The following is a 26,348-nucleotide window of genomic DNA, read 5'->3' on the forward strand; positions in this document are numbered from 1 at the left end:
GCGATTCATCGGCAATGTATTACATCGCATTGATGAGGTGCGATTATATTGACTTTAGTTCGCATGATAAGAGAATGAGGCTCTTCGAACAGAAAGTTGCAAGAAATGGAGTTTATCATAGCCTGTTCACATCGTTTTCCCTGGGTTAACACCAACAAAAAATCCGCTGCGTTGCTGGCTATTGCTGTCGCCCTCTCTCTCGCCAGCTGCTCCTCGCCGCCGCCGAAATCGCTGGTAACGCCTTTACCAACGGTCAACAAGCCGCCGATGCCCACTAAACCCACGTTAAGCAAAGAACCGGTGCGTGGCGTGTGGCTGACCACGGTTTCGCGCCTCGACTGGCCACCGATTAATTCAGTCAATGCCAGCCCGGCCAGTCGTATCCATCAGCAGCAACAAGCGTTGACAGACAAGCTGGATAAACTGAAAAGCCTCGGCATCAATACCGTGTTTTTTCAGGTCAAACCGGACGGCACCGCGCTGTGGCGTTCAAGCATTTTGCCGTGGTCCGATATGCTGACTGGCAAAATCGGTGCAGATCCCGGCTACGATCCGCTGAAATTTATGCTCGATGAGGCGCACCAACGCGGTATGAAGGTGCACGCGTGGTTTAATCCCTATCGCGTCTCTACCAATGTCAAATCCTCCACCATGAATGCGCTGAACAATACGTTAGCGCTGCAGCCGGCTAGCGTGTATGTGCTGCATCGCGACTGGATCCGCACCGCCAGCGACCGCTTCGTACTCGATCCAGGCATTCCTGCGGCGCGTGACTGGATCACCAGCATCGTCGCAGAAGTGGTGTCGCATTACCCCATTGATGGCGTGCAGTTCGATGACTATTTCTATACCGAAACGCCCGGTTCGATGCTCAACGACAGCGCCACTTTCCGCCAATATGGTCAGGGCTTTGCCTCTAAGGCTGACTGGCGGCGCAACAATACCTTGTTATTGATTGAGCAGGTTTCACGCACCATTAAGCAGCTCAATCCAAACGTTGAATTTGGCGTCAGCCCAGCAGGCGTTTGGCGCAATCTTTCCCATGATGCGGCGGGCTCCGACACGCGCGGTGCGGCCGCTTACGACGAAGCCTATGCCGATACGCGCCGCTGGGTGCTAATGGGGTTACTCGATTACATCGCGCCGCAGCTTTACTGGCCGTTCGCGCGCCAGGCAGCACGTTACGACGTCCTGGCCAATTGGTGGGCCGAGGTGGTGAAGCCGACGCACACGCGCCTGTATATTGGCGTCGCGCTGTATAAAATCGGCGAAGCCTCGAAAAGCGAACCCGACTGGACGGTCAACGGCGGCGTGCCGGAGTTGAAAAAACAGCTCGATCTCAACGAATCGCTGCCGCAAATTAACGGCACCATTTTGTTCCGCGAAAATTACCTCAATCAGCCGCAAACCCAGGAGGCGGTGAATTATCTGAGAAGTCGCTGGGGCCGGTCGCCATAGATGGCATAATAACGATTGGTTAAGCACCGTATCAAATCACCGCACCCATTGTAGCGGCGCGATTTATCGCGCAATAAATTGCGCCGCTACAATGGGTGCTCTCGGTAATGAGGTTTTTCATGTCTTAACTGACAACCATTACGCCATAAACCGCGCAATATGCTTGTTAAGCCAGCAACTCCTCACTCTGCATCAAGGCAAAAAACGACTCCAGTTCACGCAGCATCATGGAGGCGGCAATGGACAGCTGGCGCTGCGGCGCGACGCACAGCGATAAGGTAAAGGGTTTCAGCACGGTGTCGATCAGCGGGATAAACTTCAGTTCACCGCGCCGATATTCATCGACGATATCCAGCCAGCACATCAGGCTGATGCCCACGTCATCCCGCACCAGCGAACGCAGCATGTGAATGTTATTGGTGCGCGCTACTTCATTAATCTTAATCCCCGAACTGTTTACCAACGCGTCCAGCGGATCGGCCAGCATCAGTGGCGCCGCCGGTACGATAAACGGCCAGGATTCACAGTGGCTAAAGCGAATTGATTCCAGATTAGCCAGCGGATGTTGGCTACTTACTACAATCCCCAGACGTAAATCAGCAAACGACTTCACCAGCAGCTCGCGCGAGCTTTGCGGATTGAGCATGATGCCGAAATCCGCATCCCCCGCCGTCAGCGCGTTGGCAATATGAATGTTGCTCATGGTGGTCAACGTGAACGAGATGCCCGGATAGTCGGCGCGAATGCGCTGCAAAATCGCGGAGAAGAAGCCGCGATTAATGGCATCGATGGTGGCGATATGCACATGACCGTGGCGCAACCCGCGCAGATCGTCCAGTTGTGTACAGACGCGGCCAAAGTCACGCTGCCAGTTTTTTGCTGCATTCAGCAGGATCTCACCGGCGGCGGTCATACGTAATCCTGATGGATGGCGCTCAAACAGCGGCATATCCAGCTGCTCCTCCACCCGCAATATCTGTCGATCGATTGACGATGCCGAGACGTGCAGCACCTCAGAAGCCTTGCGCAGTGAACCCTGGCGGGCCACCTCAGTGAAATAAAGCAGAAATCGGGAGAAGGCGAACATAAGGGGTGCTCTCTTTTTTGCAACGCATCATGCGAATTAAACAGATGGACGCTTACACATGGGCAAAATAATAATCGTCGCCATGATAAAAACAAGGGTTTGCGTAGCTGCAACGCTGGTGACATCCCTGTTCAGGCAGACAGATTATGAAATCGACCAACTTCCCTGTCACCGTCATCGCAAAGCAGGTCAACGGTGCAGGCAATGTGTTATTCACGCTGGCGAGTGACAACGCCCAGCCGCTGCCGGCCTTCACGCCCGGTGCGCATATCGATGTAGTGATTCCCGACTGCGGTACGCGCCAGTACTCACTCTGTGCAGCGGCGGCAACGGCCGATCGTTACGAAATTTGCGTGCGTCTTGATGATAACTCCAGCGGCGGCTCGCGCTGGCTGCACCAGCAAGTCGACTGCGGCGCTAGCTTACAGATCTCCGCACCTCGCAACCATTTTCCCCTGCCACACGCGCCGCGCACGCTGCTGTTTGCTGCGGGTATCGGATTAACCCCGCTGCTGGTGATGGCCGAAGCGCTGGCGGCGCGTCAGGCGGATTTCACGTTGCATCTTTATCTCAAACGCGCCGATGAATTGGCATTTAGCGAACGCCTCAACCAGCTTGGCGCACAGCTGGTAGTCCACTACAGCAGCGAAGGTGACAGCCTGCGCCAGCACATCCCGGACGATCTCAAGCAGCCGCACAACAGCGTACTGGTCGCCTGCGGCCCGGCCGGTTTTATGGACGCGTTGCAGCAGCGGGCGTTGCAGCAAGGCTGGAAGGCCGATCAATTGCACAGCGAACGCTTCAAACCCACAGCGGCAGTGACGGCTGGCGGCGCGTTTGCCGTGGAAATCGCCTCTTCCGGCGTACGCTATGCCGTCGGCGCAGAACAAACTATCGCGGAAGTGCTTGAGGAGGCGGGCATTGAAATCGAACTTTCCTGCGAACAGGGCATGTGCGGCGCCTGTATTACCGGCGTATTAGCCGGCGAGCCGGATCACCGCGATGACGTGCTGAGCCAGCAAGAGCGCGCGGCCAATAATTGCATCGTGCTGTGCTGTTCACGCGCACGATCCCCACTGCTGGTGCTGGATCTATGAACCGTTATCCGGGAGCGACCGGGGCGCGTTTACCCCGCTGGCTGCTGCCAGAAAACTGGCCGCTGACGAACCAGCAACCGCAGCTGGCCACCTTACATTTCCACGCGGCGGGTCTGCAGTTCGAACCTGCCAGCCATCAGCCACATCCAGAATATCTGCCGCTCAACGGCGCGCTAGTGCTGCCGGCCTTTATCGAGCCGCATGCGCATCTGGATAAAACTTTCACAATTCAGCGCAGTCCAGCGCAACAGCCCGGCTTGCTGGCGGCGATTGCAGCGATGCATCAGGACCGTGTGCACTGGAACGTCGAAGATTTGCAGCAGCGCGCCACGCAGGCGCTGCACTGGGCGGTGGAAGCCGGTGTTGGTTTGCTGCGCACGCACATTGACTGGTTCTCGGTTGATGCACCATTAGCGTGGCAAGTGATTGGCGATCTGCACCATCCGCTGTGCAATCTCGAACGCGTGGCGCTGGCGCCCCTCACCTTCTTCGCCGATGCCAGCGATGCACAGCATATTGCCGCGCAGGTGGCGACCAGCGGTCCGGGCGCGCTGTTGGGCGGTTTTATTCACAGCAGCAACTGGGATGCGCAGGCGTTTCAGCATCTGCTGGACGCCGCCGAGCTGTGGCAGCTGGATGTCGATCTGCATATTGATGAAGAACTTAACCCGCAAGCGCAAGGATTACGCTGGCTGGCGCACTATTTGCAGCAGCATCCCTTTAGCGGGCAGATCACCTGTAGCCACAGCTGTGCGTTATCGCAGCAGGAGGATGCGGAGCAGATTCTCGATGTGCTCGCTCAACATAAGGTCACGTTGATTGCGCTGCCGCTCACCAATCTGCTGTTACAGGATGCGGTGCCGGATCGCACGCCGCGTCAGCGCGGGTTAACGCTGGTAAAAGAGGCGCAGGCGCGCGGCATGCCGCTGCTGCTCGGCGCCGACAACGTGCAGGACGCGTTTTGCCCGTTCGGCAGCTATGACCCGCTTGATACATTGTTTAGCGGTTTGCTCAGTCTGCAACTCGACGCGGCGTTTGATCAGGCCTCGTCGCTGATCTGCCAACGCAGCGCGCTGCAGGCCAACGATTTAGTGATATTTCCTGATGCCGAGGTGGCGAGCTGGCCGTTACGTCTACGCCAGCGCTATCGGCTAAAAAACGGTGTGCGTTATGGAGAAACAACAGATGGCGCTTGGTGAAGGAGCGGGAAAACCGCTGGCGAAATATGCTGCGTGGCGACGCGCGGGCGACTTCATTTTCCTCTCCGGCATTATCCCGGTGAATCCGCAAACTGCCACCATCGTGCGCGGTTACGACGACATTCCTGAAGCGGCGCAGCGGCTGCTGGGTCGCAGCGGTGAGTTCTCCACCGATATCAAAGAGGGGCCGATTCTGGCGCAAAGCTGGTACGTGCTGGAGAGCATTCGCGCCACCATCGAAAGCGCGGGCGGCCAGATGAGCGATGTCTTCAAGCTGGTGCAGTATTTCCGCAATCTCGACCATTTCCCCCACTACAGCCGGGTGCGTAAGCAGTTTTTCCCTGATGCACCGCCGGTTTCTACCGTGGTGCAGGTGAGTGAAATGCTGCCGAGCCCGGACGTACTGATTGAAGTTGAAGCCACGGCGTGGTTGCCGCAATAACACGAGGAATTGAAATGTTGCATGGTTATATTCCGGCAAACCGCTTTTTGCCGTATCTGAGCTGGACCGATATCGCCACGCTGGACGATAAAGCCAACACCGTTATCGTGTTGCCAACCGGCGCGATTGAGCAGCATGGCCCGCACCTGCCGTGCGCGGTGGATAGCGTGATCTCCTCGGGCGTGGTCGGTCATGCGCTGGCGCGTTTACCGGCGGCGATCCCGGCTTACGCCATCCCGCCCATCACCTATGGCAAATCAGATGAACATCTGCATTTTCCCGGCACGCTGACGCTGACCGGCGAAACCCTGCTGCACACCATTCTGGAGATTGGCGAATCACTCTATCGCGCCGGTTTCCGCAAATTCCTGATGGTTAACGGCCACGGCGGTCAACCGCAGCCGTTGCAGATGGCGGCGCGCGAGCTGCGTCTGCGCCACGGCGACATGATCATCATCATGCAAGACACCTTCAAAGTCCCGAACTGCGCCGAGCGTTTTATGGATGACAAAGAGCGGCAAATGGCGATGCACGCCGGTCACGCCGAAACCGCGCTGATGCTGGCGCTGGCGCCCGACACCGTGCAAATGGACAAAGCGGTGGCTAACTATCCGCCGGCATTCCCCTGCCCAACGCTCTCAACCAACAAACCGATGGCAGCGTGGGCTTCTTACGACTTCGGTCCCAGCGGCGTGATTGGCGATCCGTTGCCCTCCACGCCTGAGCAAGGCGCGGCGATCCTCGACTCGCTGGCGCAAAGCTGGGCGCAGGTGATTACCGAAGTGCATCAAATGACGTGGGTGACACGCGCCGAACCGGCGTGGGGCACCGGCCAGTGGCAAGGCAAAGTATTAGACCACAACGACGCAGCCGCCTTTTTACAACCGCGCTAGGGAATATTGATGAAAAAAACATTAAGCATTGCTGCCGCACTTGCGCTGGCCCTGTCGGCCCCGAGCATGGCGGCTGAGAAATTCACCTTTATGACCAACTGGTATGCGCAGGCCGAGCACGGCGGCTTCTACCAGGCGCAGGCACAGAATCTGTATCGTGATGCTGGTCTCGACGTCACCATTAAAATGGGGGGGCCGCAGGTGCATACCATGCAGCTGATGGCCGCGGGCCAGGCGGATTGCATCATCAGCGATAACATGCAGGCGCTGGAGATCTGGCAGCAAGGCGTGGAAGCGATGCCGGTGGCGACCACCTTCCAGCACTCGGCCATTGCGTTTCTCACCCATCCGGACGTGAAGAGTCAGGCCGATCTGCAGGGCAAAACCTTCCTGCTGGCCGCCGAAGCCTACACCTCCTATTGGCCGTGGGCGCAGAGTGCATTGGACCTGAAAAATGCCCGCGTGCGCCCTTATACCTTCAGCATTCAGCCGTTCCTCGCCGATAAAACTCTGGTGCAGCAAGGCTATATCACCTCCGAACCGTTTGCGGTGCAGAAGGCCAATGCGCAGGCTAATGTTTATCCGATCAGCGATTGGGGTTATCCACCGTACGGCAACAGCATCGTGTGCATGAAATCGACGATTGAGAAACGTCCCGCCGCAGTTGCGGCGTTTGTGAAGGCCTCGATGCAGGGCTGGAAGAATTACCTGCAGGATCCCAGCGCCGGTAACGTGCTGATCAAGAAAGAGAACCCACAAATGAGCGATGAACAGATCGCTTTCGGCATCGCTCAGATGAAGAAATATCAGATGCTGACCGGCGGCGATGCGCAAACCGGCGGTATCGGCATCATGACTGAAGCGCGTCTCAAGCAAACCTGGCAACTGCTGGTCGATACCAAGCTGATCGATCCGGCCAAAGTACCGTTTGATGGCAGCTACACGCTTAAATTCATTCAAGACGTCAAGGTTCTGCCATGAATACCGCCAGCCATCTGACGCTGCTGAATCACGATGCGCAAGCGGTGCCGCGTTCTGCGGCGCCGCCGGCGATTGAGGTGCTGTCAGCAGAAAAAATCTATCCCAACGGCACGCGCGCGCTGCTGCCGGTCGATCTCACCATTCGTCAGGGCGAATTTGTCTCGCTGCTCGGTCCCTCCGGCTGCGGCAAAAGTACCTTGCTGAAAATGATCGCCGGGCTGATTGAGCCGACCGATGGCAAATTGCTGCTGTTTCGTCGCGATCGCCGTGAAAATCAGCGCGATCTGCCGCTATCGTTCGTGTTTCAGGAAGCTACGCTAATGCCGTGGAGCAACGTGCATAAAAACGTGCGTCTGCCACTCGATTTAGCCGGTGTACCGCGTGCCGAAGCCGATACGCGCGTGCGTGAGATCCTTGAGCTGGTTGGTCTCGGCCAGTTTGGTCACGTGCTGCCGCGCGAGCTCTCCGGCGGCATGCAGATGCGCGTATCGATTGCGCGCGGCCTGGTGACGCGTCCCAAAGTGCTGTTGATGGACGAACCGTTCGGTGCGCTGGATGAGATTACGCGCAACAAGCTGGATAGCGATCTGCTCGATGTATGGCAGGAGCAAAAGCTGACCGTGGTGTTCGTCACCCATTCGATTCAGGAAGCGGTGTTTCTCTCGCAGCGAGTGATCATGATGGCGGCGCGGCCGGGACGCGTGGTGGATGACATCCGCATTGAAAGTAGTGTGCCGCGTGATGATGAATTCCGCGTCAGCCAGCACTTCACCCAATATGCTCAACAGCTGCAGCGCGGCCTGTTGGCAGCGAGCAAGGAGAGTCAATGATGAAACCGCTAGCGGCACATCGCCAATTTCAGCAGTGGCTATTTCCGGCTATCGTCGCCATCGCCATGCTGCTGCTGTGGCAGTTTCTGGTCACCACCTTCAAGGTGCCAACGTTCCTGGTCCCTTCACCGCTGGTGGTAGCGCAAAGCCTGGTGCAAAACTTCCCGACGCTGTTTATGTCGCTGCTTTACACCCTGAAAATCACCGTCATCTCGTTTGTGCTGGCGATTATTATCGGCTCAATTGTGGCGTTTCTGCTGGTGCAAAATCGCTTTATCGAGACCGCGCTGTTCCCCTATATCGTGTTTTTGCAGGTAACGCCGATCGTCGCCATTGCCCCGCTGATCATCATTTGGGTGAAAGACACTACGCTGTCGCTGGTAGTATGCGCCACGCTGATGGCGGTGTTTCCAATAATTTCCAATACCACGCAAGGTCTGCGTAGCGTGTCGCCAGGTTTGCTGAGCTATTTCCGCCTCAATCACGCCTCGCGGCTGCAGATTCTGCTGCGCCTGCGCATTCCTTCCGCGCTGCCCTACTTCTTCGGCGCGCTGCGGATCTCCAGCGGCTTGTCGCTGATTGGCGCGGTGGTAGCGGAGTTTGTTGCCGGCACCGGCGGCACCGATACCGGGCTGGCGTACCAGATTTTGCAGGCCGGTTATCAGCTCAATATCCCGCTGATGTTTGCCGCGCTGCTGCTGATTTCGCTGGCTGGCTTCCTGCTGTTCGCACTGATGTCGTGGCTGACGCGCCGCGTGCTGGCGGCATGGCATGAGAGTGAGCTAAGTCCCAGCTAATGGTCGCACCCAACGTAGCGGCGCAATTTATTGCGCATTGCTGGCACGGTGAGTGTGAAACAGCGCGATAAATCGCGCCGCTACGAACATGTGCATGCATCAGGTGCGGCGCGAGAACCTAATAAACAATAGGAATAAAACATGTCTGATTCCGATCGCCAGTCTGCACTGGCGGCGCTGGTCGCGGCGTTGCCTGAACTCGACTGGATCAAAGAAGCGCCGAAGGTTAAACGTCTGTCGCGTGATTTCCACTGGTTCAGTCCGGTGCTGAAACCGCAGCTGGAAGAGAAGTTTGCAGAACTGGCGGTGCGACCGCGTGATGAACAGGAGCTCACACAAATCGTCGCGGCCTGCGCCAAACAGCGCGTGCCGCTGAACCTGCGCGGCGGCGGTACCGGCAACTATGGTCAGCTGATTCCGCTGAACGGCGGATTGATGGTCGATATGACGCGGCTCAACGCCGTTACCGCCGTCGGTCACGGCACGGTGCGCGCGCAGGCGGGCATTCGCCTTGGCGAGTTGGAAGCGCATACGCGTCCGCTCGGCTGGGAACTGCGCTGCATGCCCTCCACCTGGAAACTGGCGACGCTCGGCGGCTTATTTGGTGGTGGATTTGGCGGTGTTGGATCGATCAACTACGGTCCGCTGGCCGCGCCGGGTAACGTGTTGTCGGTGCGGCTGATGACCATGGAAGAGACGCCGCGCATTATTACCCTACAAGCGCCGGACGCATTGCTGCTGCATCATGCGTATGGCAGCAACGGCATCGTGCTGGAGATTGAATTGGCGCTGGCGCCACGTCATGACTGGATCGAGCGTCTCGACCTCTTCGCTGACTTCCCGGCAGCGATGGCCTTCGCCGATGCGTTAGCACGCTCGCCCGGCATGGTAAAACGCCAGATTGCCGTATTCGCTGCGCCGGTTCTTGATTACTTCACCGATCTGGCCGCTGCTGATGTGGCGGGCAAGCACGGCGTGATTGCAGTGGTCGGCAGCGAAAGCGATGGGTTGCTAGCTGCGCTGGTAGCCCAACACGCTGGCCGCAATGCCCTCCATTTCGCTGAGGGGGAAAACAGCGGCCATTCGCTGATCGAATGTTGCTGGAACCACACCACGCTCCAGGCGCTAAAAATTGATAAAACGCTAACTTACCTGCAAACCGCCTATACGGCGGAGAACTATCAGCAGCAAGCCGTAGCGCTGGAAGCGCAACTCTCCGATGAAGTGATGTCGCATATTGAATTCCTGCGCGACATGAACGGCAGTATCACCTGCAGCGGTTTGCCGCTGGTGCGCTACAGCGACGAAGATCGTCTTAACGCCATCATGGATATTTACCGCGCTAACGGCGTGAAAATAAATAATCCGCACGTGATTCATATTGAAGATGGCAAGCAAGGCATGGTGCGCGCCGATGTGGTGGCGATGAAACGCGCCTGCGACCCGCATAATTTATTAAATCCCGGCAAATTACGCGGCTGGGAAGTGCGTGACACGTTACCGGATGTGCCTATTCCGGGCGTGAATTGATCATTTTATTTTAATTAGGGATGTGCAAATGAAAACACTTAAATGTGTCGGATTGGCTGCGCTGTTTTTCCCTCTGGCTCCGGCGGCATTCGCCGCCACGCAGAGCAATATCAGCGATTGTCAGTACGATGCCAGCGGGGTAAATAGCTTTAGCGATATATTTACCTGCGGCACGGTGAGCGGCAGTTTACGCACGCTTTATTACTCCACGCATAATGCGTATTTCGCCAAAGGGTTCAATCAGGATACCGCCAGCTATGGCGGCAGCCTGAAATATGAAACGGCGCCGGTCTATGGTTTTCGTGCGGGTGTCAGCGCGATATTCCTGCGCGGCATCGATCATCCCGATGAAGCACATACTATTAGTGATATTGGTGATAATCAGACCAACGTCGGTGAAGCCTATTTAAGCTGGCAGCAGGATGATTTCCACATCACTGCCGGCGATCAGCGCATCAATATTCCCTTTGTCGGCGACTACGACTGGCGTATTACGCCAATTCTGTTCCGCGGCGTGGATGCGAATTACGGCGACAGCACCAATTATCTGCATGCCACCAAAGTCTGGCGTTATAAGCCCTGGGGCGACGATCAGTTCCTCAACACCACCGCCTACACCGATATTGATGAGCGCACTAACGGCATGTGGGCGATTGGCGGCGGGCGCGGTACGCAGTGGGATGATAAAAAGCTCGCGGGTCAGTTGTGGTACGAAGAGTACGCCGACTATTCACGCCTGGTGTACGGTGAGAGCCATCTGCAGTGGCAACAAACGCTATTCCAGCCGGACGTAGGCTTGCAATTTATGCGCGGCACCAGCGACGGCAAAGCGTTAGCAGGTGAAGTGAACAGCACCTCTTACGGTGCACAGCTGGCGCTAAGCTTTACCCCAGCGCTGAGCTGGAAGCTGGGTTATAACCACATCGCCGCCAGTGCCAATAGCTGGGGCAACGGTTCGCTGGTCGTGCCGTATGCGCATAACACGTCATCCGGCCCCTATTTCGCCCAGCCGTTCTTTACCAGCACCCAGGATTTAGGTAGCGGCAATGCTTATTCCACCAATCTGAATTACGTGCTGAATGAAAATCTTTCACTGGGTACGCAATATTCATTTATGGATCTTAAACCTTCAGCCGCTTCGGACAGTATTAATCAATCTGAATATCTGGTCTATTTCACCTGGGCCTTCAGCGGCGTGCTAAAAGGATTGAGTGTGACTGATTTCGCCGGGGTGCAAACGTCACCGCTGTACGATAGTCACTTCTGGCAAAACCGTTTAAGTTTGCAATACGATTTTTAACGTAATATCCGCCAGCAACCTCCTGTTGCTGGCTATTTTCATTAATAGGGATCGGTGGCGCTCATTAATTCAATACTGCGTTCCACCCCGTTCACCCGCACCTTAAGAAAACGTCGGGTACGCCAGCTGCCATCGGGATTTTGCACCGATTTTTCAAATGTCGGGCCATGCAGCAGCAGCTCTTTATTATTGTTGTAACCAAAGCCGACATCTTTATTGCCAATCCAGTGCTGCTCAAACGCCACGACTTTCGCCGCATCGAGCGTTCTACTCTCTTCGGCGCTGCAGGCGGTAAAACTTTTACGGAAAATAAAGCATAAACCGGCCTGATAACGATCTTTGCCATTGGTCTCTACCAGTGCAATCGAGAAACCGGTATAGGCGGCGATTTTGACGTAGAGTTTGGTGCGCGCGCCCTGGCCGGAAATATGCACCTTCACCACCGGGCTGGAGCCTTCGCTGTGCCAGCTACCAATCGAATCGGCATTGTCACGCGCCTGCAAATAGATATTGGCGGCGCCTTCTGGCGTGCGATTGCTGAAGTCGACCTGGGTTTCACTTTGCGAAAGATATTGCGCGGTGCCGACAATGCGCACATGTATTTGCGTGGACGACCCTGAAAAGTTGAATTCACCGACGTAAAACCACTGGTCAGCGTCTTTACGGTTATCCATATGATGCTGCGAAGTGATGACATCGTAATTAAGCGAGCCCTGAATAATCGCGCCCCAATCAGAGATCTCCATCACGCCACGATCGCCTTCCGCCAGCAGAGCCCAGGGCTCAATGCCATCGGTGCTGTAATCAAAACCGGCGCTCTGATTGTGAATGCTCTTTTGAATAATGGTGGCGCGACAGTAGCCGAGTTTGAGCGGATTAGCGGTCGACTCAATCGCTAAACCTTCAATCACCCACTGACCGTTCGTTAGGTCACCGGCAAATTCGGAATGCTCAATCCAGCCATTGCGGATAAAGGATTGGGTACAACGCGGCAGATCCAACACCGGTTTCAGGGTGCCGCCTTGCAGGTTGAAATTTGATAGCTCAATCGCCGTAGAGTGATCCCACGCCCCCTGAGCCTGATCGGACCAGCGCGCATAGACGATGCTGTCCTGGCAGCCGCGCGCATAAAACTGGTCGATTTTACAATCCAGCGTATCGATCAAATCGAGTGCGCGCCCGCCCAAATAACGGAACTCCATGCTGCTGACGCGCAGGAACTGGCCACCGGTGATGGTGTTAGCAAAGAAGCCCACTTTGTTAAACGCTGTGCCGCCATCCTCACCACTATTGGAACTCATCCCTTTGACGACAAAACCGGAAACTTCGGCGTAACGCGCCTTTACTTTGAAGAAATGCAGGCCGCGCGGTTTGGTTTCCCAGTTAAACACCAGCGTGGTAGTCGGAAAATAGCCGAAATTAACCGATGCGCCGGTGACTTTAAAACGGTTGATTTCAGTGGCCGAGATATCAAACGTCGACATGCTAAACACGCCTGCGGTAAAGCGAATTCCAGCCGAAGGCAATACGCGCTGTGACCAGGCAAACATGCGCTTCACCGCCTCTACACAGTCAGTTTTACCATCGGCGACCGCGCCAAAATCAACCACCGTTACTGCGTTGTAATCGAACAGCACACGCTTCCAGCGCTTTCTTCCAGCGGTAACAAAGTTCAGTCCGCCATCATCTACGGTTGTGGTATCGGAAGCATCGTAGATAAATACACCACCGCCCATTTTAGTGCCTTGTGTATATTCCAGTACCGAAGCAACTTCACCTGCGGTTGACGGCTCCGTCGCACGTAGTTGTGCGATATCACGTAACTGAATCACAGATGCCGCTGCCGCAACGGCATTTTGCGGCGTGATATTGGTATTGCCGGACGAATTCGTCATGGTGTACCCCTTAACCGTTAAGAGAAAGTAACTGCCCCCTGCAGTATAAGTAACTGAAAATTAATATGTTGCTGAGTACCAATCTAAACAACGGCATTTACAACCCGCCTGGCGTTCTGCTTTAGACAACGCCATGAATTGTGATAGAAAGCGCAGCGACAAAATGATGATTAACAGAATTTTCGCAGGCAGGTTGTGGCTTTGATTGGCGCGGATAAGCCGTAAACACCGGGTAATACCCGTGATTTCCTCAGCGGAGAATTGATTTATTTTCATCAACAGTGAAGCGGCCAGTAACTATAAGTTACTGGCCGCGCGGTTCAGAACGTGGCGTTCAGGCCGACATTCCAGCTGACCTGATGGTAATCACTGTTACCGCCGACGGTTGAAACGGCGGCAAACGCATTCACCGTTTGCCCGAGCGGCACGTTGGCGCCAAGCGACATGTCCAGCCAGTTTTTGTCGCCGGCTTCAATGCTGCGCTCAAAAGAAGTACGCGTTGATTTCAGCCCAGCCCGCACCGTGGCATCGGTATCGCCAAACTGGTGATTGTAACTGACCTGCGCCCACGGATTGACCAGCCACTGTTTGCTATCAATGCGCCAGCCAACCGAGCCAATCTGCGAATGGGTGGTTTGATCGCCATAGCGCATCGCGGTGCTGCTATTGCTGTTTTCGCTATAGCCGCCAACGCGGCCGTAATCCAGGGCGTAACCGGCCATGGGTCCGGTACTCAGATGCTCGCCCAGCGGCAGCGCCCAGCCGGTTTGTACCCGCATCCCGAGCAATTTTCCGCTGCTGCTGCCCTGCTCAGTGCGCTGCGCCGGGCCGATGTGAATGTCACGTTCGATGCTGTCAAAATCGAGATCGGCATAGTGCAGATCGGCATTGATCCAGCCCTGATCGAACAGCGTCAGCTGGCTGTAGAGCGCCACCAGATTGCCGCGCAGCTTGTAATCATAGTTGGAGGAGGGTTGCTGACGCTGGTTGCTGTTGGAGAACAGCACGCCGGTTTGCCAGTTATCGGTGAGCTGATAGCCGATACCGAGCGTGATGTTGGCGGTGTTAGCATCACCGTTATTCCAGCTTTCACCGCGATAATCGACATGCTGCCCGGCATAACCGCCAAACACGCTGAACTGACCGGCACTAGACGGCTGTTGACGCTGCTGCTGCAGATGTCCGTCCAGCGTGTTTTGCATATCGCGCGCCATCATCAGCGGTGACTGCGATAGCGCCGCCACCTGCGCGGGCGCATCAAGAATCGACTGAATGTAATCGGCGATCATCGCATGGACTGCCGGACTGGGATGTAGGTGATCGGCAAACAGATAATCCTGCGCGCGGGTAAAACCGGGTGTGCCAGAAGTGCATTCCGCCGCCGACGTTCCCACCGGGCAAGCCATGCCGATGGTGTTAGTCAAACCATATTGCGTGGGGCTGGCGATCACTTCATTAAACAAACCGGCGATATCAACGCGCACGATGTTGCCGCGCAGCGCCGCCAATCCCGCTTCTTGTTGTTGGTTGTAGCCATCAGACAGTGCGGTAACCTGCTCGGTGAGCGCTTGCCATGCGGCATACAGCTGCTGTGCGAGTGCATCGCGCACCAGTGGGATTGACGAAATCTGCCCCGCCGCCTGGTCAAAAGCCTGCTGCACCGCCTGCTGGCGCGCGGCGGCATCGGGCGTTGCTGCACTATCCAGCGACTGAAATGCCGCCACCAGCGCCGGTGTGGCAGCCGAACCCAGCACGCTTAAAACCGCTTCCACCATATAGGGCGTCGAACCCAGCTGCGGGACGTTCGGCACAATCACCGCGCCGGCACCGGCATCTAACAGGGTTTTGACCTGGGCCACTGCGGCCGTGGCGCTGGTGCTGATGGTTTCACGCGCGGTCAGCGGATTGGTGACGGCAGCGGCGATGTCGTTGGCACCGACCCAATGGATGTAGAGCCCGTTGCTGTCAGCGCGACCGCCGGTGGATTGCAGATAGCTCGCCAGCTGATCCTGCGTATTCAGGTTGGGATCAATTTCTGGCACCGCCACCCCGCCACCCTGCGCATAGTTGCTGCCGCCGCGCGACGAGGCTTGCAGATTTTGTCCGAGATGCGCCGCAAGAATTTCGTCATACAGCGGATGTTGCGCACCATCGAACGTGAAGCGACCCACGTTGCCGCCATCACTTAGGCTATCGCCAAACACCGTCAGGTTATCCCACGCCAGCACGGAAACTGGCGCCAGCAAGGCGCTGAGCGTGGCGAGCGCAACAGCAGAAAGTGCAGATTTAGGGTTTTTCATCATCAACTCCGAAAAGGGTAAACCGCGCGCGGGCAGTCACAGCAGCGCAGGCCAGCAAAGGCGCATCAGGGATGCGCAAAGTGGTAACAAGGACGTTAAACATCTAGTCATGAAGCGGAGGTATTACCAGTTTGCTGCTGCAAAATTGCGGGCGCGGTGATGACATGCATTTTAATTAAACCTTTAGATCATCCCGCCGATAACCAAAGATGAACCGCTAAACGGTTCGTTTAAAACATCAGGTCGGTTACTTAATAACCCCATGCGGCGCTGAAGCGCAGAGAGACACATACAGAAGTGTCCGGCGAAGGGGAATCTTGCGAAGCAGCTGAGGTTGCGCATTGCGGCGCGATCGCCATTACGCTGCGCGCCTTATGTTCAACAGCATAATCATCGCCTGAGGCTGCCCATGTTTGGTGTGAAAAAGTCGAGTCTTTCATTGCCGTTTTATAAAAGTGGCGATGTGGTTAAAGATATCAATGCGATCAAACAGCATGTTGCATGGATTGAGTTTTCGCCCCACGGCGAAATCATCACTGCTAATCCCCTATTCCTTGCTACCACCGGCTATCAGCTGAATGAGATTCAGGGCAAGCATCACCGCATCTTCTGCAGCCCGCAGTACAGCCAATCCTCCAGCTACCTCACCTTTTGGCAAACTCTGGCGGCTGGCGAATCGGTTACCGGCATTTTTGAGCGCTTCAATAAGCAACATCAGCGCTTCTATCTTAGTGCCACTTATTTCCCGGTAAGCGATGAGAAAGGGCATGTTTATAAGGTGATTAAAGTCGCTTCCGACATCACCGAACGTCATCAGGAGCTGGAGCATAAAGAGGCGGTGATTACCGCGCTCGACCTCTCCATGGCGGTGATTGAATTCACGCCGGATGGCCAGATCCTCAGCGCTAATAATAACTTCCTGACTCACATGGGCTATGAGCTGGCTGCAATTGTTGGGCAGCACCATCGTCTGTTCTGCTTCGATAACTTCTATCGCGAGAATCCCGACTTCTGGCGCAAGATTGCCAAAGGACAACATTTCGTTGGCCGCTTCGAGCGCAAAACCGCCAGCGGCGAACGTATCTGGCTGGAAGCCAGCTACAACCCGGTGTTTGACGCGGATGGCAAAGTCTACAAGGTGATTAAGATTGCGTCGGACATCACCGCGCGCGTAGAAGCCGCCAAGCGGGTGGCCGATATTGCGCTCACCACCTCGGAAGAGACCTCGCAAATCACCGATAACGCCAACGAAGTGCTGGATGAAACCATCCGTAACTCGGGCCTTGTCGCAGTACAGGTGAATGCGGCGACCGCCATCGGTGCCGAGCTCAACGCCTCGGCGAAAAGCATCAGCGAGGTGGTCGAGACCATCAACCTGATCGCCTCACAAACCAATATTCTGGCACTCAATGCAGCGATTGAATCCGCGCGCGCCGGTGAAGCCGGTCGCGGCTTTAGCGTGGTGGCGGGCGAAGTGCGGCGCCTGGCGGCATCAACCTCCAGCGCCACCAGGCAGATCACTCAGGTGGTCGAACACAACGCCAGCCTGATTGCGCAAATGGAGCAGCAGCTGAATGAGGTGAAGCAGTTTGTGGTGACCGAGCAGGATAAAATCAGCGTGCTGTCACGCAGCCTGCGCGAGATTAACAGCGGCGTACATGAGTTTGTGAATGTGATACATCGGTTGGATGTTTGAGACGAAGAGGCTTCATACCGCACATTTTCGGTAGCGGCGCGATTTATCGCGCCGCTACGGTATCTGCGGAAAATTACATCATTTGCGGTTCACGGATTGCCTGACCTTTGGCAAAGCGCGCCAAACTGTACGGCGTCATATCGGTGAACAGCGGTTTATTATTCACCCGCTGCGCGCACAGCAAGCCCGCGCCGGGGCCGATACCAAAACCGTGCCCGCTGAAACCCGAGGCGATAAACAAACCTGGCAGGTTATTCATCTCATCAATCACCGGCACCAGATCCGGCGTGGTATCTATCCAGCCGCCCCATGCGTGATCGACTTTAATGCCGTTCAGCTGAGGATAAAGCTGCACCAGCGCCTGCATCGCTTCCTGCACGATGCCGTTATCCGCTGCCGGATCGAGGGTGCGGATCTTCTCGAATGGCGACACACCTTGGTTTGACCACGATCCCGCCGCTTCCGGACCGTTAAAGAAAGAGCCGTTAATCCGCACCTTGAGCTTCTTGGCGATTTTGCTGCGATACATCGGGTAGAACTTGGTGGCATAGCGGATATTTTGCGGCGCGAGGTCAATCTGCCCGCGCCCGGAAAGCGCCACGGTGTAGCTGCCATCCTGGCGACGGCGAATGCACAAGCCACCGGTGCTCAGACAACCTTTGATCACTTCCGGCGCGGCGGTGGTTTTGAACGCGGTGCCGAGAATATTGGCGCTCGGCAATTCAATGCCGTATTGCTTTAGGAAGCGCGAACTCCACGCGCCGCCGCAGCAAATTACGCGGTTCGCTTTTACCAGGCCGCGCTCGGTCCAGACGCCCGTCACGCGTCCGCCGGAGACATCCAGGCCGCGCACCGCACAGCGTTGATGCACAAAAGCACCCAGATTTTTCGCGCCGGTGGCAATGGCCGGTGCGGCAAGTGACGGCTCAGCGCGGCCATCGCTCGGCGACCACACGCCGCCGACCCAAGGCGAACTGTTGCCGATGCGATCGCGCGCTTCTTTCGCTGACAGCAAATGGCTAACAAAGCCGATTTGCTGCGCCTGTTTTCCCCACGCTTCCCAGCGCGCCAGATCGCTTTCGCTCTGCGTACCGTAAGTGATGCCCTGACGTGAGAAGCCCAGATCGAGGCCGATTTCGCGGCTTAACTCATCCCAGCGCTGTAAACTGCGGATCGCCATCGGCAACTCGTACAGGTCGCGGTTCTGCTGACGAACCCAGCCCCAGTTGCGCCCGGACTGCTCACCGCCAATCACCCCTTTTTCAAACAGCGCCACTGAAACGCCCTGTTTGGCCAGCTCATAGCTCACCGAGGTGCCAATAATGCCGCCGCCAATCACAATCACATCAACGGATTCGGGAAAGCGTTCACTGTCTGCAACTGCATTAACTTTTATGCGCATCGTCTTAAGTCCTGCACGCCACTAGGGTGACGAATTCACAAATGATGTTCAGAGGGGATGTGCATGATCCACAACACTCTGGCTTCACTCGCGCTATGGTTGAAAATGTTATGCGGTAAATGGCTCTGAAACTGAAAGCTATCGCCAGCGCGTAATCGGGCGCTGTCGCCATCAATCTCCAGCGTCAACTCACCCTCCATCACTAAACCCGCCTTCTCGCCCTTGCCCATCAACATTTCGTCGGAACGCACGCCCGGTGGAATATTGATAAACATAAACTGCAAATCGTGTTCGCCCGCCGCTGACAGCATCTCCTTTGAGATGCCCCGTTTCCCGACGTTGAAATGCGGTCGCTCAACGGCGCGCCGCACATAATGCTCCGCGCCGCGCAGCGTCGATGCGTGCTCTTCGAGAAAGGCTGAGAGCGGCACCTTCAGCACCAGCCGCAGCTGCTCCAGCACGCGCACGGTGGGATTGGTCAGGTTGCGCTCTATTTGGCTAATGGCGCCAGCGGATACATTCGCCAGCTGCGCCAAATCAGTGATGGTCATATTGCGCGCCTTGCGAATCCGTTTCAGGCGCGATCCAATATCCGCTTCCTGCGCGCCCGTCGTTTCGTCACTGATATTCACTTTTTTCATCGGCTTTAACCCTTCCAGCGGATAACTTTATCGAATTTCGCACAGCGCAGTCGCCGCGTTTATTTCCCTGATACTGTGTTTTTCGCTGAAATTAAGGGTGCGAGACAGCAATATATGCCGCAGCAATGTTAAGGCATGCCCCATTTGGTTTTAATGGTCTGCAAGGTGCCGTCATCTTTCATCGCGGTTAAGGCGCTATTAATTTCGGCCATTAATTTATCGTTGCCTTTTTTCACGCCAAACGCCATCGGCGAAACATGTTCGGGCTTATAACCGTCAATCACATGCATGCCTTTTAACCCACCGGCTTTTTCCTGCGCTTTAAGAATCGGATAATCATTCATCCCCGCCGCGATGCGTCCCAGCGATAAATCACGCGTCATATCAGCCGGGCTGTCATAAACCTTCACCTCTTTGGCGATGCCGCTGGCCATCAGGCTTTGGGTATAATCGGTGCCTGCCATGGTGCCGACGATGTCACCCTTCACATCCTGCCACGAGTTATAGGTCTTCTTGTTGTCATCGCGCACCACTAAACCGGCACCAAATGCGGTCACGGGCTGCGAGAAAGTAATACGTTTGGCGCGCTCTTCCGTGGGCGTCATACCCGCCACAATCATGTCGATTTTGCCGGCAATCACCGACTGAATCAGGGTGGAAAAAGGAATCGCCGTGTAATTAATTTCAAGGTGCTGGCGCTTAGCCACTTCTGCCGCTACGTCGGGCATGAAGCCTTCAATTTTACCGCTTTTAGTATCAAGGAAAGTGGTCGGCGCGCTGGACGGCGGCGAGCCCGCGGTGAGCGCCGCGGCCTGGGCATTGAGGCTAAATGCAGCCGCCAGACAGGCGAATAATAACCGGGAACGATTAGCAGACATAACTCACTCCTGAATCAAATGAAAAGGGCGAACGTCATTTTCACTATAATGAAATTAGTCAGGTGGGTGTCAATGTTTTATTTAAGCAAAATGCGTGAATTCACAATTCACAGATAAACCCTTTTGATTACATGCATTATTACACCTATAGCTTGTTCATATGGCGATAATAAGTAAAAGCTATCTCTCCCCGGCGGGTATTGATTGACAGTGATTTGCTATCGGGGATATTCATTATAATGAAATTAACCTGCAGGGGATTATCATGGATTGGAGTAGTATTCACGTTTATCTGCCCTTCCTGTTGCAAGGGGCAGAAATGACGATTTACATCACCCTTTTGTCTCTGATAATCAGTACACCGCTGGGACTGATTTTCGCCGCAGCGAAGATGTGTCCGTGGAAAATAGTCTCCTGGCCCATCGCGACCGTCATTAATATTACGCGCGGCCTGCCTATGATCGTGGTGCTGTTTTATATCTATTTTGTCTTTCCGGATATCGGCATCACGCTGTCGTCATTCCAGGCCAGCGTAATTGGCATTGCCTTCTGCTTTTCAACCTACATCGCGGAGATTTTCCGGGCCGGTATTGAGTCGGTCGATCGCGGCCAGCTGGAAGCCGCACGATCCATGGGCATGAGTTTTCCGAAAGCGATGTACCGCGTGGTGTTGCCGCAGGCATTTCATGTCGCGCTGCCGCCTTACAGCAATACGCTGGTGATGATGCTGAAAGATTCTGCGCTGGCATCCACCATCGCCGTCACCGAAATGACGCGTCAGGGCCAGCTGATTGCCGCCTCCACGTTCGATAACACCACGGTGTACACGCTGGTGGCGCTGCTCTATCTGGTGCTGTGCCTGCCGCTGCTGGCACTGACTAAGCAGCTAGAAAAACGTCAGATTAAAGGAGCCTGAGATGATTGAAATTCGTGATGTGCACAAAAGATTCGGTCATGTCGAGGTGCTGAAAGGCGTGAGTTTTAGCGTCAGCGAGGGCGAAGTGGTGTGTTTGATCGGCCCTTCCGGCTCAGGAAAATCGACCATTTTGCGCTGCATTAACGGCCTCGAAACTTATGAAGGCGGCGACATCGACGTGCTGGGTCAGCGCGTCAACAACAAACATAAAAGCATCAATGATCTACGTCGCCAGATTGGCATGGTGTTCCAACGTTTCAACCTGTTCCCCCATCGCAGCGTGTTAGAAAACGTGATGGAAGGCCCGATTCACGTCAACGGCGAACCGCGGCAGGTCGCGGAAAAAAGGGCTAAAGATTTGCTGGCGATGGTTGGGCTTGGCGAGAAGATTAACGCATGGCCGACCCAGCTTTCGGGCGGCCAGCAGCAGCGCGTGGCGATTGCGCGCACTCTGGCGCTGCAGCCCAAAGCCATTCTGTTTGATGAACCGACCTCGGCGCTCGATCCAGAACTGGTGGGTGAAGTGCTGCAGGTTATGCGCAACCTGGCGCGTGAAGGCATGACAATGATTGTGGTAACACATGAGATGCAATTCGCGCGCGAAGTCGCCGATCGCGTCTGCTTCCTGCACAGCGGGCAGATTGTCGAGCAAGGTCCCGCCGATCAGATTTTGCTCAAACCTCAAGAGCCACGCACGCAAGATTTCCTGCGCCGCGTGCTGGGCAACGTGGTGTCGACGACCTGCGCCTGCTGCCAGCAGGCGGTTTAATCCGCCGCGAAAGTTTCTGCCAAAGCCGTGCTGATAAGCGCATGAATCGGTTATTTGCGCGGCAATTCATTACATCCTGTATTTCGCGAACGCTTTAATCTTGAACTCATTAATTATTGCTCGCACAAATTGTAGCGGCGCGATTTATCGCGCGCATTAATGACGGCTCTATGCCCATCGAGGCATTGCGCAATAAATTGCGCCGCTACGAAATGTGCGGTTGGTATAGTTCTTAATTAGCAAGGGAAAACATGAAAGTACAAAAAATCACCCAGCCGGCAGCCATTGAAGTTATGGAGCCGTGGGGCAGCGTGGCAGGTTTGCCGGGTAGCGGCAGCATTGCATTATCAGGCATACAAAAAGTGATTCCCGGAAAAGAAGATATCGACACCGGCATCTTCGAATGCGGCGTAGGTTCCTATCGTCGCGCGGTAAAACAGGCTGAAATCATGCACTTTCTTAATGGCAACGGCTCATTTACGCCGGATGGCGAAGAGACGCTCTATTTCCAGCCCGGCGATTCGTTGTTCTTTGAAGCCAATACCGAAGGCACCTGGATAATTGAAAACACCATGCGCAAACTGTATGTGATTTTCGACGCCAGCTAATTGGTGCGCTGCTTTTTAAATATCTAATGTTGCCTGGTGCGCATCAATGCGCACCCTACAGAATCCCGCCTTACTTTGACCCGCCTGTTTCGTAAATTTTTGTCTTCACACTGGCATTTTGCACAAAAATGACTCATATAAATAGCATCAGCTATCTTTTATAGCATTGGCTATATTCCTCTGGAGATGATCATGTTTGCTCAACGCCTTGTGCCTGCCGTCGTCATGCTGCTGTCACTTAGCTCGCTGTTGCCCTTTGCGGCATCAGCGGCAGAAAAACTCAAAGTGGTGACCACTTTTACGGTGATTGCGGATATGGCGAAAAACGTGGCGGGTGATGCCGCCGAGGTGACCTCAATTACTAAAACCGGCGCCGAAATCCATGAATATCAACCCACGCCGGGTGATATTCGTCGCGCGCAGGGCGCTAATCTGATTCTGGTGAACGGCTTTAATCTTGAGCTGTGGTTTAGCCGCTTTTACCAGCGTCTGAACGATGTGCCGCAGGTTACCGTGACGCAAGGCATTGAACCGATGGGCATTTCCGAAGGACCGTATAACGGCAAGCCTAATCCGCACGCATGGATGTCGCCAGATAACGCACTGATTTATGTCGATAACATTCGCAAAGCGCTGCAGCAATATGATCCTGACAATGCCGCGATTTATCAGGCCAACGCCGACCGCTATAAAGCGCAGATCCAGCAAACCATTGCCCCGATGCGCGAAGCTATCGATAAACTTCCAGCAGATAAACGCTGGCTGGTCACTAGCGAAGGCGCTTTCTCGTATCTGGCGCGTGATTTCGGTTTAAAAGAGCTTTATCTATGGCCGATCAACGCCGATCAGCAAGGTACGCCGCAGCAGGTGCGTAAAGTGATCGATGCGGTGCGCACCCATCAAATTCCGGTGATTTTCAGTGAAAGCACTATTTCGGCTAAACCGGCGCAGCAGGTGGCGCGCGAAGCCGGTATTCATTACGGCGGCGTGTTGTATGTGGATTCGCTGAGCAATAGCGATGGCCCGGTACCGACCTATCTTGATCTGCTGCGCGTCACCACCGCAACCGTGGTGCAAGGCATTACCGAAGGAAGCCAGAAATGAGCAGAATCGAAGTCAATGCCGCCGCAGGATTGAGCGTGGAAAACGTCGGCGTCACCTACCGCAACGGCCACACCGCGTTACGTAAAGCCTCATTTAGCGTGCCCGCCGGCAGCATCACCGCGCTGATTGGCGTCAACGGTTCCGGAAAATCTACGCTGTTCAAGGCGATCATGGGATTTGTCCCGCTCTCTTCCGGGGCGGTGACGCTGGCCGGAATGCCGGCCAATAAGGCGTTGAAACACAATATCGTTTCCTATGTGCCGCAATCTGAGGAAGTCGACTGGAGCTTTCCGGTGCTGGTGGAAGATGTGGTGATGATGGGGCGCTACGGCTATATGGGCATCCTGCGCATTCCGCGTGCGGCCGATAAACAGAGCGTTGATCAGGCGCTGGAACGTGTCGGGATGAGCGCTTATCGCCATCGACAGATTGGCGAGTTGTCCGGCGGGCAGAAAAAGCGCGTTTTCCTGGCGCGCGCGCTGGCGCAAAGTGGCCAGATTATCCTGCTGGATGAGCCCTTTACCGGCGTGGATGTCAAAACCGAAGCCGCGATCATCGCCCTGCTGAAAGAGCTGCGTGACGAAGGCCGCACCATGCTGGTCTCAACGCACGATCTCAACGCCATTCCGGATTTCTGCGACCGCTGCGTGCTGGTGAAAAATACCGTGCTGGCGAGTGGCTTGCTGCATGAGACGTTCACCGCAGATAACCTGGCGCAAACCTTTGATGGCGCGCTGCTCGAGCGTAACGCGGTATTAATGCAGCTGATGAAAGACAAAAATCCGCAGCGGGGGGCTAACCATGTCGTGGATTATTGAGCCGTTCGGTTATCAATACATGCTGAATGCGATGTGGATCGCCGCGCTGGTCGGGGCGATTTGCGCTTTCCTCTCCTGTTTCCTGATGCTAAAAGGCTGGTCATTGATTGGCGATGCGCTGTCACACTCGATTGTGCCCGGCGTAGCAGGCGCCTATATGCTTGGACTGCCCTTTGCCCTTGGCGCATTCCTCTCCGGCGGCCTGGCGGCGGGCAGCATGCTTTTTCTTAATCAGCGCACGCGCTTAAAAGAAGATGCGATTATTGGCCTGATCTTCTCGTCATTTTTCGGCATCGGGCTATTTATGGTGTCGCTCAATCCCACCTCAGTGAATATTCAAACCATCGTGCTGGGCAATATTTTATCGGTCGCGCCTGCCGATATCTGGCAGCTCGGCGCCATTGGTTTTATCACCCTCGCCATTCTGCTGCTGAAGTGGAAAGACCTGATGGTGACGTTCTTCGACGAAAGTCACGCGCGCTCGCTAGGTTTAAATACGCTGCGGCTAAAAATCCTGTTCTTTACCCTGCTGTCCGCTTCCACCGTTGCTGCGCTGCAAACGGTTGGCGCCTTTATGGTGATTTGTTTGGTGGTGACACCGGGCGCTACCGCCTATTTGCTGACGGACCGTTTTCCGCGCCTGTTGCTGATTGCCGTCACCATCGGCAGCGTCACCAGTTTTCTCGGCGCCTGGAGCAGCTACTTTCTTGACGGTGCCACCGGCGGCGTGATTGTGGTGGCGCAGACGCTGGTGTTTTTAGTGGCGTTTGTGTTTGCCCCGAAACATGGCGTGCTGGCTGCGCGTCGTCGCGCACGTCTAACCATGGAGGATGGCGTCAATGAGTGAATTATTGCTGAGCCCCTTCCAGTTCGAATTTATGAACATGGCGCTGATCACCACGTTGGTGCTGTCGCTGCCGTGCGCGATGCTGTCGGCCTTTCTGGTGCTTAAAGGCTGGTCGTTGCTGGGTGATGCGATGAGCCACGCGGTGTTTCCCGGCGTAGTGATCGCCTGGCTGATTGGTTTGCCCTACGCTATCGGCGCCTTTATCGCCGGAATGGTGTGCGCCGTCGCCACCGGCTATATCAGCGAAAATAGCCGCATCAAACCCGATACGGTAATGGGAATTGTCTTCTCGGGCATGTTTGGCGCAGGTTTGGTGCTGTACCTGAAGCTGCAACCTGAAGTGCATCTCGACCACATTTTGTTCGGCGATATGTTGGGCATTAGCCTGGCGGATATCATTCAGACCGTGGTGATCGCTGTGATTGTCAGCGTGCTGATTGGCATGAAATGGCGAGATTTACTGCTGCATGCGTTCGATCCCAATCAGGCGCGCGCCTGCGGCATCAACGGCAAACTGATGCATTACGGCTTGCTGTGTCTGATTTCATTAACCATCGTCGCCGCGTTGAAATCGGTAGGGGTGATTTTGTCGATTTCCATGCTGATTGCGCCAGGCGCCATTGCCTTGCTGTTGGCGCGCCGTTTTCTGCATGTGATGCTGCTGGCGATGGGCATTGCCATGGTGACGGGTTTCAGCGGCGTCTATGCGTCGTTCTTCCTCGATAGCGCACCGGGTCCAACCATCGTGGTGATTTATGCCGCGCTGTTTGTGTTGGCGTTTATGTTTGTAACGGTGAGAGATCGCCGCACGCAGCAGGTGCAAAGCTGATTGGGCAGGTGCGCACCTGATGCGCACCTGA

The 26,348-nt window shown here is 55.4% G+C and carries 24 protein-coding genes; 18 read left to right on the forward strand and 6 right to left on the reverse strand.

The window, feature by feature from the left end; genetic code table 11:
• Window positions 1–105 precede the first annotated feature (105 nt).
• Window positions 106–1,458 carry a glycoside hydrolase family 10-like protein gene (locus tag WH298_RS20695; protein WP_180823872.1) on the forward strand — a complete coding sequence of 451 codons (1,353 nt, stop codon included), beginning with the start codon at window positions 106–108 and terminating at the stop codon, window positions 1,456–1,458.
• 166 nt (window positions 1,459–1,624) lie between these two features.
• Here the strand turns inward: WH298_RS20695 and WH298_RS20700 are convergent, their stop codons facing one another.
• Window positions 1,625–2,545 (reverse strand): LysR family transcriptional regulator, encoded by a 921-nt coding sequence (locus tag WH298_RS20700; RefSeq protein WP_007893002.1) that lies wholly within the window; start codon window positions 2,543–2,545, stop codon window positions 1,625–1,627.
• Window positions 2,546–2,691: 146 nt separating this feature from the next.
• Here WH298_RS20700 and WH298_RS20705 point away from each other — a divergent pair, with 146 nt between their 5' ends.
• The 9 genes from WH298_RS20705 to WH298_RS20745 all read left to right on the forward strand — a co-directional run bounded on the left by WH298_RS20705 (window position 2,692) and on the right by WH298_RS20745 (window position 11,614).
• A complete protein-coding gene (locus WH298_RS20705; protein ID WP_180823873.1) occupies window positions 2,692–3,642 on the forward strand; it encodes a PDR/VanB family oxidoreductase in 951 nt (316 codons plus the stop codon).
• Entirely contained in the window at window positions 3,639–4,841 is a 1,203-nt protein-coding gene (locus WH298_RS20710; RefSeq protein WP_180823874.1) for an amidohydrolase family protein, read from the forward strand. The genes WH298_RS20705 and WH298_RS20710 overlap by 4 nt, the downstream gene beginning before the upstream one ends.
• Window positions 4,828–5,283, forward strand: coding sequence for a RidA family protein (locus tag WH298_RS20715; protein ID WP_180824287.1), 456 nt, complete (start codon window positions 4,828–4,830; stop codon window positions 5,281–5,283). The genes WH298_RS20710 and WH298_RS20715 overlap by 14 nt, the downstream gene beginning before the upstream one ends.
• 14 nt (window positions 5,284–5,297) lie before the next feature.
• Window positions 5,298–6,176, forward strand: a complete 879-nt coding sequence (locus WH298_RS20720) for a creatininase family protein (RefSeq protein WP_180823875.1) — start codon at window positions 5,298–5,300, stop codon at window positions 6,174–6,176.
• Window positions 6,177–6,185: 9 nt separating this feature from the next.
• Window positions 6,186–7,157: an ABC transporter substrate-binding protein gene (locus tag WH298_RS20725; RefSeq protein ID WP_180823876.1), complete on the forward strand. Its 972-nt coding sequence runs from the start codon at window positions 6,186–6,188 to the stop codon at window positions 7,155–7,157.
• The gene (locus WH298_RS20730) at window positions 7,154–7,987 is read left to right on the forward strand and encodes an ABC transporter ATP-binding protein (RefSeq protein ID WP_180823877.1); all 834 of its coding nucleotides are present in this window, start codon (window positions 7,154–7,156) and stop codon (window positions 7,985–7,987) included. The genes WH298_RS20725 and WH298_RS20730 overlap by 4 nt, the downstream gene beginning before the upstream one ends.
• Window positions 7,984–8,784 carry an ABC transporter permease gene (locus tag WH298_RS20735; RefSeq protein WP_007893014.1) on the forward strand — a complete coding sequence of 267 codons (801 nt, stop codon included), beginning with the start codon at window positions 7,984–7,986 and terminating at the stop codon, window positions 8,782–8,784. Before WH298_RS20730 ends, WH298_RS20735 begins: the two co-directional genes overlap by 4 nt.
• Before the next feature lie 141 nt (window positions 8,785–8,925).
• The gene (locus tag WH298_RS20740) at window positions 8,926–10,314 is read left to right on the forward strand and encodes an FAD-binding oxidoreductase (RefSeq protein ID WP_180823878.1); all 1,389 of its coding nucleotides are present in this window, start codon (window positions 8,926–8,928) and stop codon (window positions 10,312–10,314) included.
• Between the two features lie 28 nt (window positions 10,315–10,342).
• Window positions 10,343–11,614: a hypothetical protein gene (locus WH298_RS20745; RefSeq protein WP_007893017.1), complete on the forward strand. Its 1,272-nt coding sequence runs from the start codon at window positions 10,343–10,345 to the stop codon at window positions 11,612–11,614.
• Window positions 11,615–11,655: 41 nt separating this feature from the next.
• On the opposite strand, the gene WH298_RS20750 is transcribed toward WH298_RS20745, so the two are convergent.
• Window positions 11,656–13,509 (reverse strand): hypothetical protein, encoded by a 1,854-nt coding sequence (locus tag WH298_RS20750; RefSeq protein ID WP_180823879.1) that lies wholly within the window; start codon window positions 13,507–13,509, stop codon window positions 11,656–11,658.
• Window positions 13,510–13,829: 320 nt separating this feature from the next.
• Complete coding sequence (locus WH298_RS20755) at window positions 13,830–15,809, reverse strand: autotransporter outer membrane beta-barrel domain-containing protein (protein ID WP_180823880.1); 1,980 nt, start codon at window positions 15,807–15,809, stop codon at window positions 13,830–13,832.
• A gap of 409 nt (window positions 15,810–16,218) precedes the next feature.
• Here WH298_RS20755 and WH298_RS20760 point away from each other — a divergent pair, with 409 nt between their 5' ends.
• Window positions 16,219–17,505, forward strand: a complete 1,287-nt coding sequence (locus tag WH298_RS20760; protein WP_180823881.1) for a methyl-accepting chemotaxis protein — start codon at window positions 16,219–16,221, stop codon at window positions 17,503–17,505.
• A gap of 73 nt (window positions 17,506–17,578) precedes the next feature.
• Here the strand turns inward: WH298_RS20760 and WH298_RS20765 are convergent, their stop codons facing one another.
• The 3 genes from WH298_RS20765 to WH298_RS20775 all read right to left on the reverse strand — a co-directional run bounded on the left by WH298_RS20765 (window position 17,579) and on the right by WH298_RS20775 (window position 20,426).
• Complete coding sequence (locus tag WH298_RS20765) at window positions 17,579–18,907, reverse strand: NAD(P)/FAD-dependent oxidoreductase (RefSeq protein ID WP_180823882.1); 1,329 nt, start codon at window positions 18,905–18,907, stop codon at window positions 17,579–17,581.
• Between the two features lie 35 nt (window positions 18,908–18,942).
• Window positions 18,943–19,548 carry a cupin domain-containing protein gene (locus WH298_RS20770; protein ID WP_180823883.1) on the reverse strand — a complete coding sequence of 202 codons (606 nt, stop codon included), beginning with the start codon at window positions 19,546–19,548 and terminating at the stop codon, window positions 18,943–18,945.
• A gap of 128 nt (window positions 19,549–19,676) precedes the next feature.
• Window positions 19,677–20,426, reverse strand: coding sequence for an ABC transporter substrate-binding protein (locus WH298_RS20775; RefSeq protein WP_007893024.1), 750 nt, complete (start codon window positions 20,424–20,426; stop codon window positions 19,677–19,679).
• A gap of 265 nt (window positions 20,427–20,691) precedes the next feature.
• On the opposite strand from WH298_RS20775, the gene WH298_RS20780 reads away from it, so the two are divergent.
• From WH298_RS20780 to WH298_RS20810, 7 genes are all read left to right on the forward strand, one after another.
• Window positions 20,692–21,342 carry an amino acid ABC transporter permease gene (locus WH298_RS20780; protein WP_007893029.1) on the forward strand — a complete coding sequence of 217 codons (651 nt, stop codon included), beginning with the start codon at window positions 20,692–20,694 and terminating at the stop codon, window positions 21,340–21,342.
• 1 nt (window position 21,343) lies between these two features.
• Window positions 21,344–22,111 (forward strand): amino acid ABC transporter ATP-binding protein, encoded by a 768-nt coding sequence (locus tag WH298_RS20785; protein WP_007893036.1) that lies wholly within the window; start codon window positions 21,344–21,346, stop codon window positions 22,109–22,111.
• A 251-nt stretch (window positions 22,112–22,362) separates the two neighbouring features.
• Complete coding sequence (locus tag WH298_RS20790; protein ID WP_007893037.1) at window positions 22,363–22,719, forward strand: cupin domain-containing protein; 357 nt, start codon at window positions 22,363–22,365, stop codon at window positions 22,717–22,719.
• A 225-nt stretch (window positions 22,720–22,944) separates the two neighbouring features.
• Window positions 22,945–23,823 (forward strand): metal ABC transporter substrate-binding protein, encoded by an 879-nt coding sequence (locus tag WH298_RS20795; RefSeq protein ID WP_238344519.1) that lies wholly within the window; start codon window positions 22,945–22,947, stop codon window positions 23,821–23,823.
• Window positions 23,820–24,641, forward strand: coding sequence for a manganese/iron ABC transporter ATP-binding protein (locus tag WH298_RS20800; protein WP_180823884.1), 822 nt, complete (start codon window positions 23,820–23,822; stop codon window positions 24,639–24,641). The genes WH298_RS20795 and WH298_RS20800 overlap by 4 nt, the downstream gene beginning before the upstream one ends.
• Complete coding sequence (sitC, locus tag WH298_RS20805; protein ID WP_049853379.1) at window positions 24,625–25,488, forward strand: iron/manganese ABC transporter permease subunit SitC; 864 nt, start codon at window positions 24,625–24,627, stop codon at window positions 25,486–25,488. Before WH298_RS20800 ends, sitC begins: the two co-directional genes overlap by 17 nt.
• A complete protein-coding gene (locus tag WH298_RS20810; protein WP_180823885.1) occupies window positions 25,481–26,317 on the forward strand; it encodes a metal ABC transporter permease in 837 nt (278 codons plus the stop codon). Before sitC ends, WH298_RS20810 begins: the two co-directional genes overlap by 8 nt.
• Window positions 26,318–26,348: the final 31 nt, after the last annotated feature.

The sequence above is a fragment of the Pantoea nemavictus genome (genome assembly GCF_037479095.1).
Lineage (GTDB): Bacteria > Pseudomonadota > Gammaproteobacteria > Enterobacterales > Enterobacteriaceae > Pantoea > Pantoea nemavictus.

Coding starts and splice junctions, on each gene's coding strand:
- WH298_RS20745 (WP_007893017.1), top strand. CDS start 10,343: ATGAAAACACTTAAATGTGTCGGATTGGCTGCGCTGTTTTTCCCTCTG.
- WH298_RS20770 (WP_180823883.1), bottom strand. CDS start 19,548: ATGAAAAAAGTGAATATCAGTGACGAAACGACGGGCGCGCAGGAAGCG.
- WH298_RS20740 (WP_180823878.1), top strand. CDS start 8,926: ATGTCTGATTCCGATCGCCAGTCTGCACTGGCGGCGCTGGTCGCGGCG.
- WH298_RS20725 (WP_180823876.1), top strand. CDS start 6,186: ATGAAAAAAACATTAAGCATTGCTGCCGCACTTGCGCTGGCCCTGTCG.
- WH298_RS20750 (WP_180823879.1), bottom strand. CDS start 13,509: ATGACGAATTCGTCCGGCAATACCAATATCACGCCGCAAAATGCCGTT.
- WH298_RS20735 (WP_007893014.1), top strand. CDS start 7,984: ATGATGAAACCGCTAGCGGCACATCGCCAATTTCAGCAGTGGCTATTT.
- WH298_RS20765 (WP_180823882.1), bottom strand. CDS start 18,907: ATGCGCATAAAAGTTAATGCAGTTGCAGACAGTGAACGCTTTCCCGAA.
- WH298_RS20785 (WP_007893036.1), top strand. CDS start 21,344: ATGATTGAAATTCGTGATGTGCACAAAAGATTCGGTCATGTCGAGGTG.
- WH298_RS20775 (WP_007893024.1), bottom strand. CDS start 20,426: ATGTCTGCTAATCGTTCCCGGTTATTATTCGCCTGTCTGGCGGCTGCA.
- WH298_RS20715 (WP_180824287.1), top strand. CDS start 4,828: ATGGCGCTTGGTGAAGGAGCGGGAAAACCGCTGGCGAAATATGCTGCG.
- WH298_RS20795 (WP_238344519.1), top strand. CDS start 22,945: ATGCTGCTGTCACTTAGCTCGCTGTTGCCCTTTGCGGCATCAGCGGCA.
- WH298_RS20755 (WP_180823880.1), bottom strand. CDS start 15,809: ATGAAAAACCCTAAATCTGCACTTTCTGCTGTTGCGCTCGCCACGCTC.
- WH298_RS20705 (WP_180823873.1), top strand. CDS start 2,692: ATGAAATCGACCAACTTCCCTGTCACCGTCATCGCAAAGCAGGTCAAC.
- WH298_RS20710 (WP_180823874.1), top strand. CDS start 3,639: ATGAACCGTTATCCGGGAGCGACCGGGGCGCGTTTACCCCGCTGGCTG.
- WH298_RS20790 (WP_007893037.1), top strand. CDS start 22,363: ATGAAAGTACAAAAAATCACCCAGCCGGCAGCCATTGAAGTTATGGAG.
- WH298_RS20760 (WP_180823881.1), top strand. CDS start 16,219: ATGTTTGGTGTGAAAAAGTCGAGTCTTTCATTGCCGTTTTATAAAAGT.
- WH298_RS20700 (WP_007893002.1), bottom strand. CDS start 2,545: ATGTTCGCCTTCTCCCGATTTCTGCTTTATTTCACTGAGGTGGCCCGC.
- WH298_RS20720 (WP_180823875.1), top strand. CDS start 5,298: ATGTTGCATGGTTATATTCCGGCAAACCGCTTTTTGCCGTATCTGAGC.
- WH298_RS20810 (WP_180823885.1), top strand. CDS start 25,481: ATGAGTGAATTATTGCTGAGCCCCTTCCAGTTCGAATTTATGAACATG.
- WH298_RS20780 (WP_007893029.1), top strand. CDS start 20,692: ATGGATTGGAGTAGTATTCACGTTTATCTGCCCTTCCTGTTGCAAGGG.
- WH298_RS20730 (WP_180823877.1), top strand. CDS start 7,154: ATGAATACCGCCAGCCATCTGACGCTGCTGAATCACGATGCGCAAGCG.
- WH298_RS20695 (WP_180823872.1), top strand. CDS start 106: ATGGAGTTTATCATAGCCTGTTCACATCGTTTTCCCTGGGTTAACACC.
- WH298_RS20800 (WP_180823884.1), top strand. CDS start 23,820: ATGAGCAGAATCGAAGTCAATGCCGCCGCAGGATTGAGCGTGGAAAAC.
- sitC (WP_049853379.1), top strand. CDS start 24,625: ATGTCGTGGATTATTGAGCCGTTCGGTTATCAATACATGCTGAATGCG.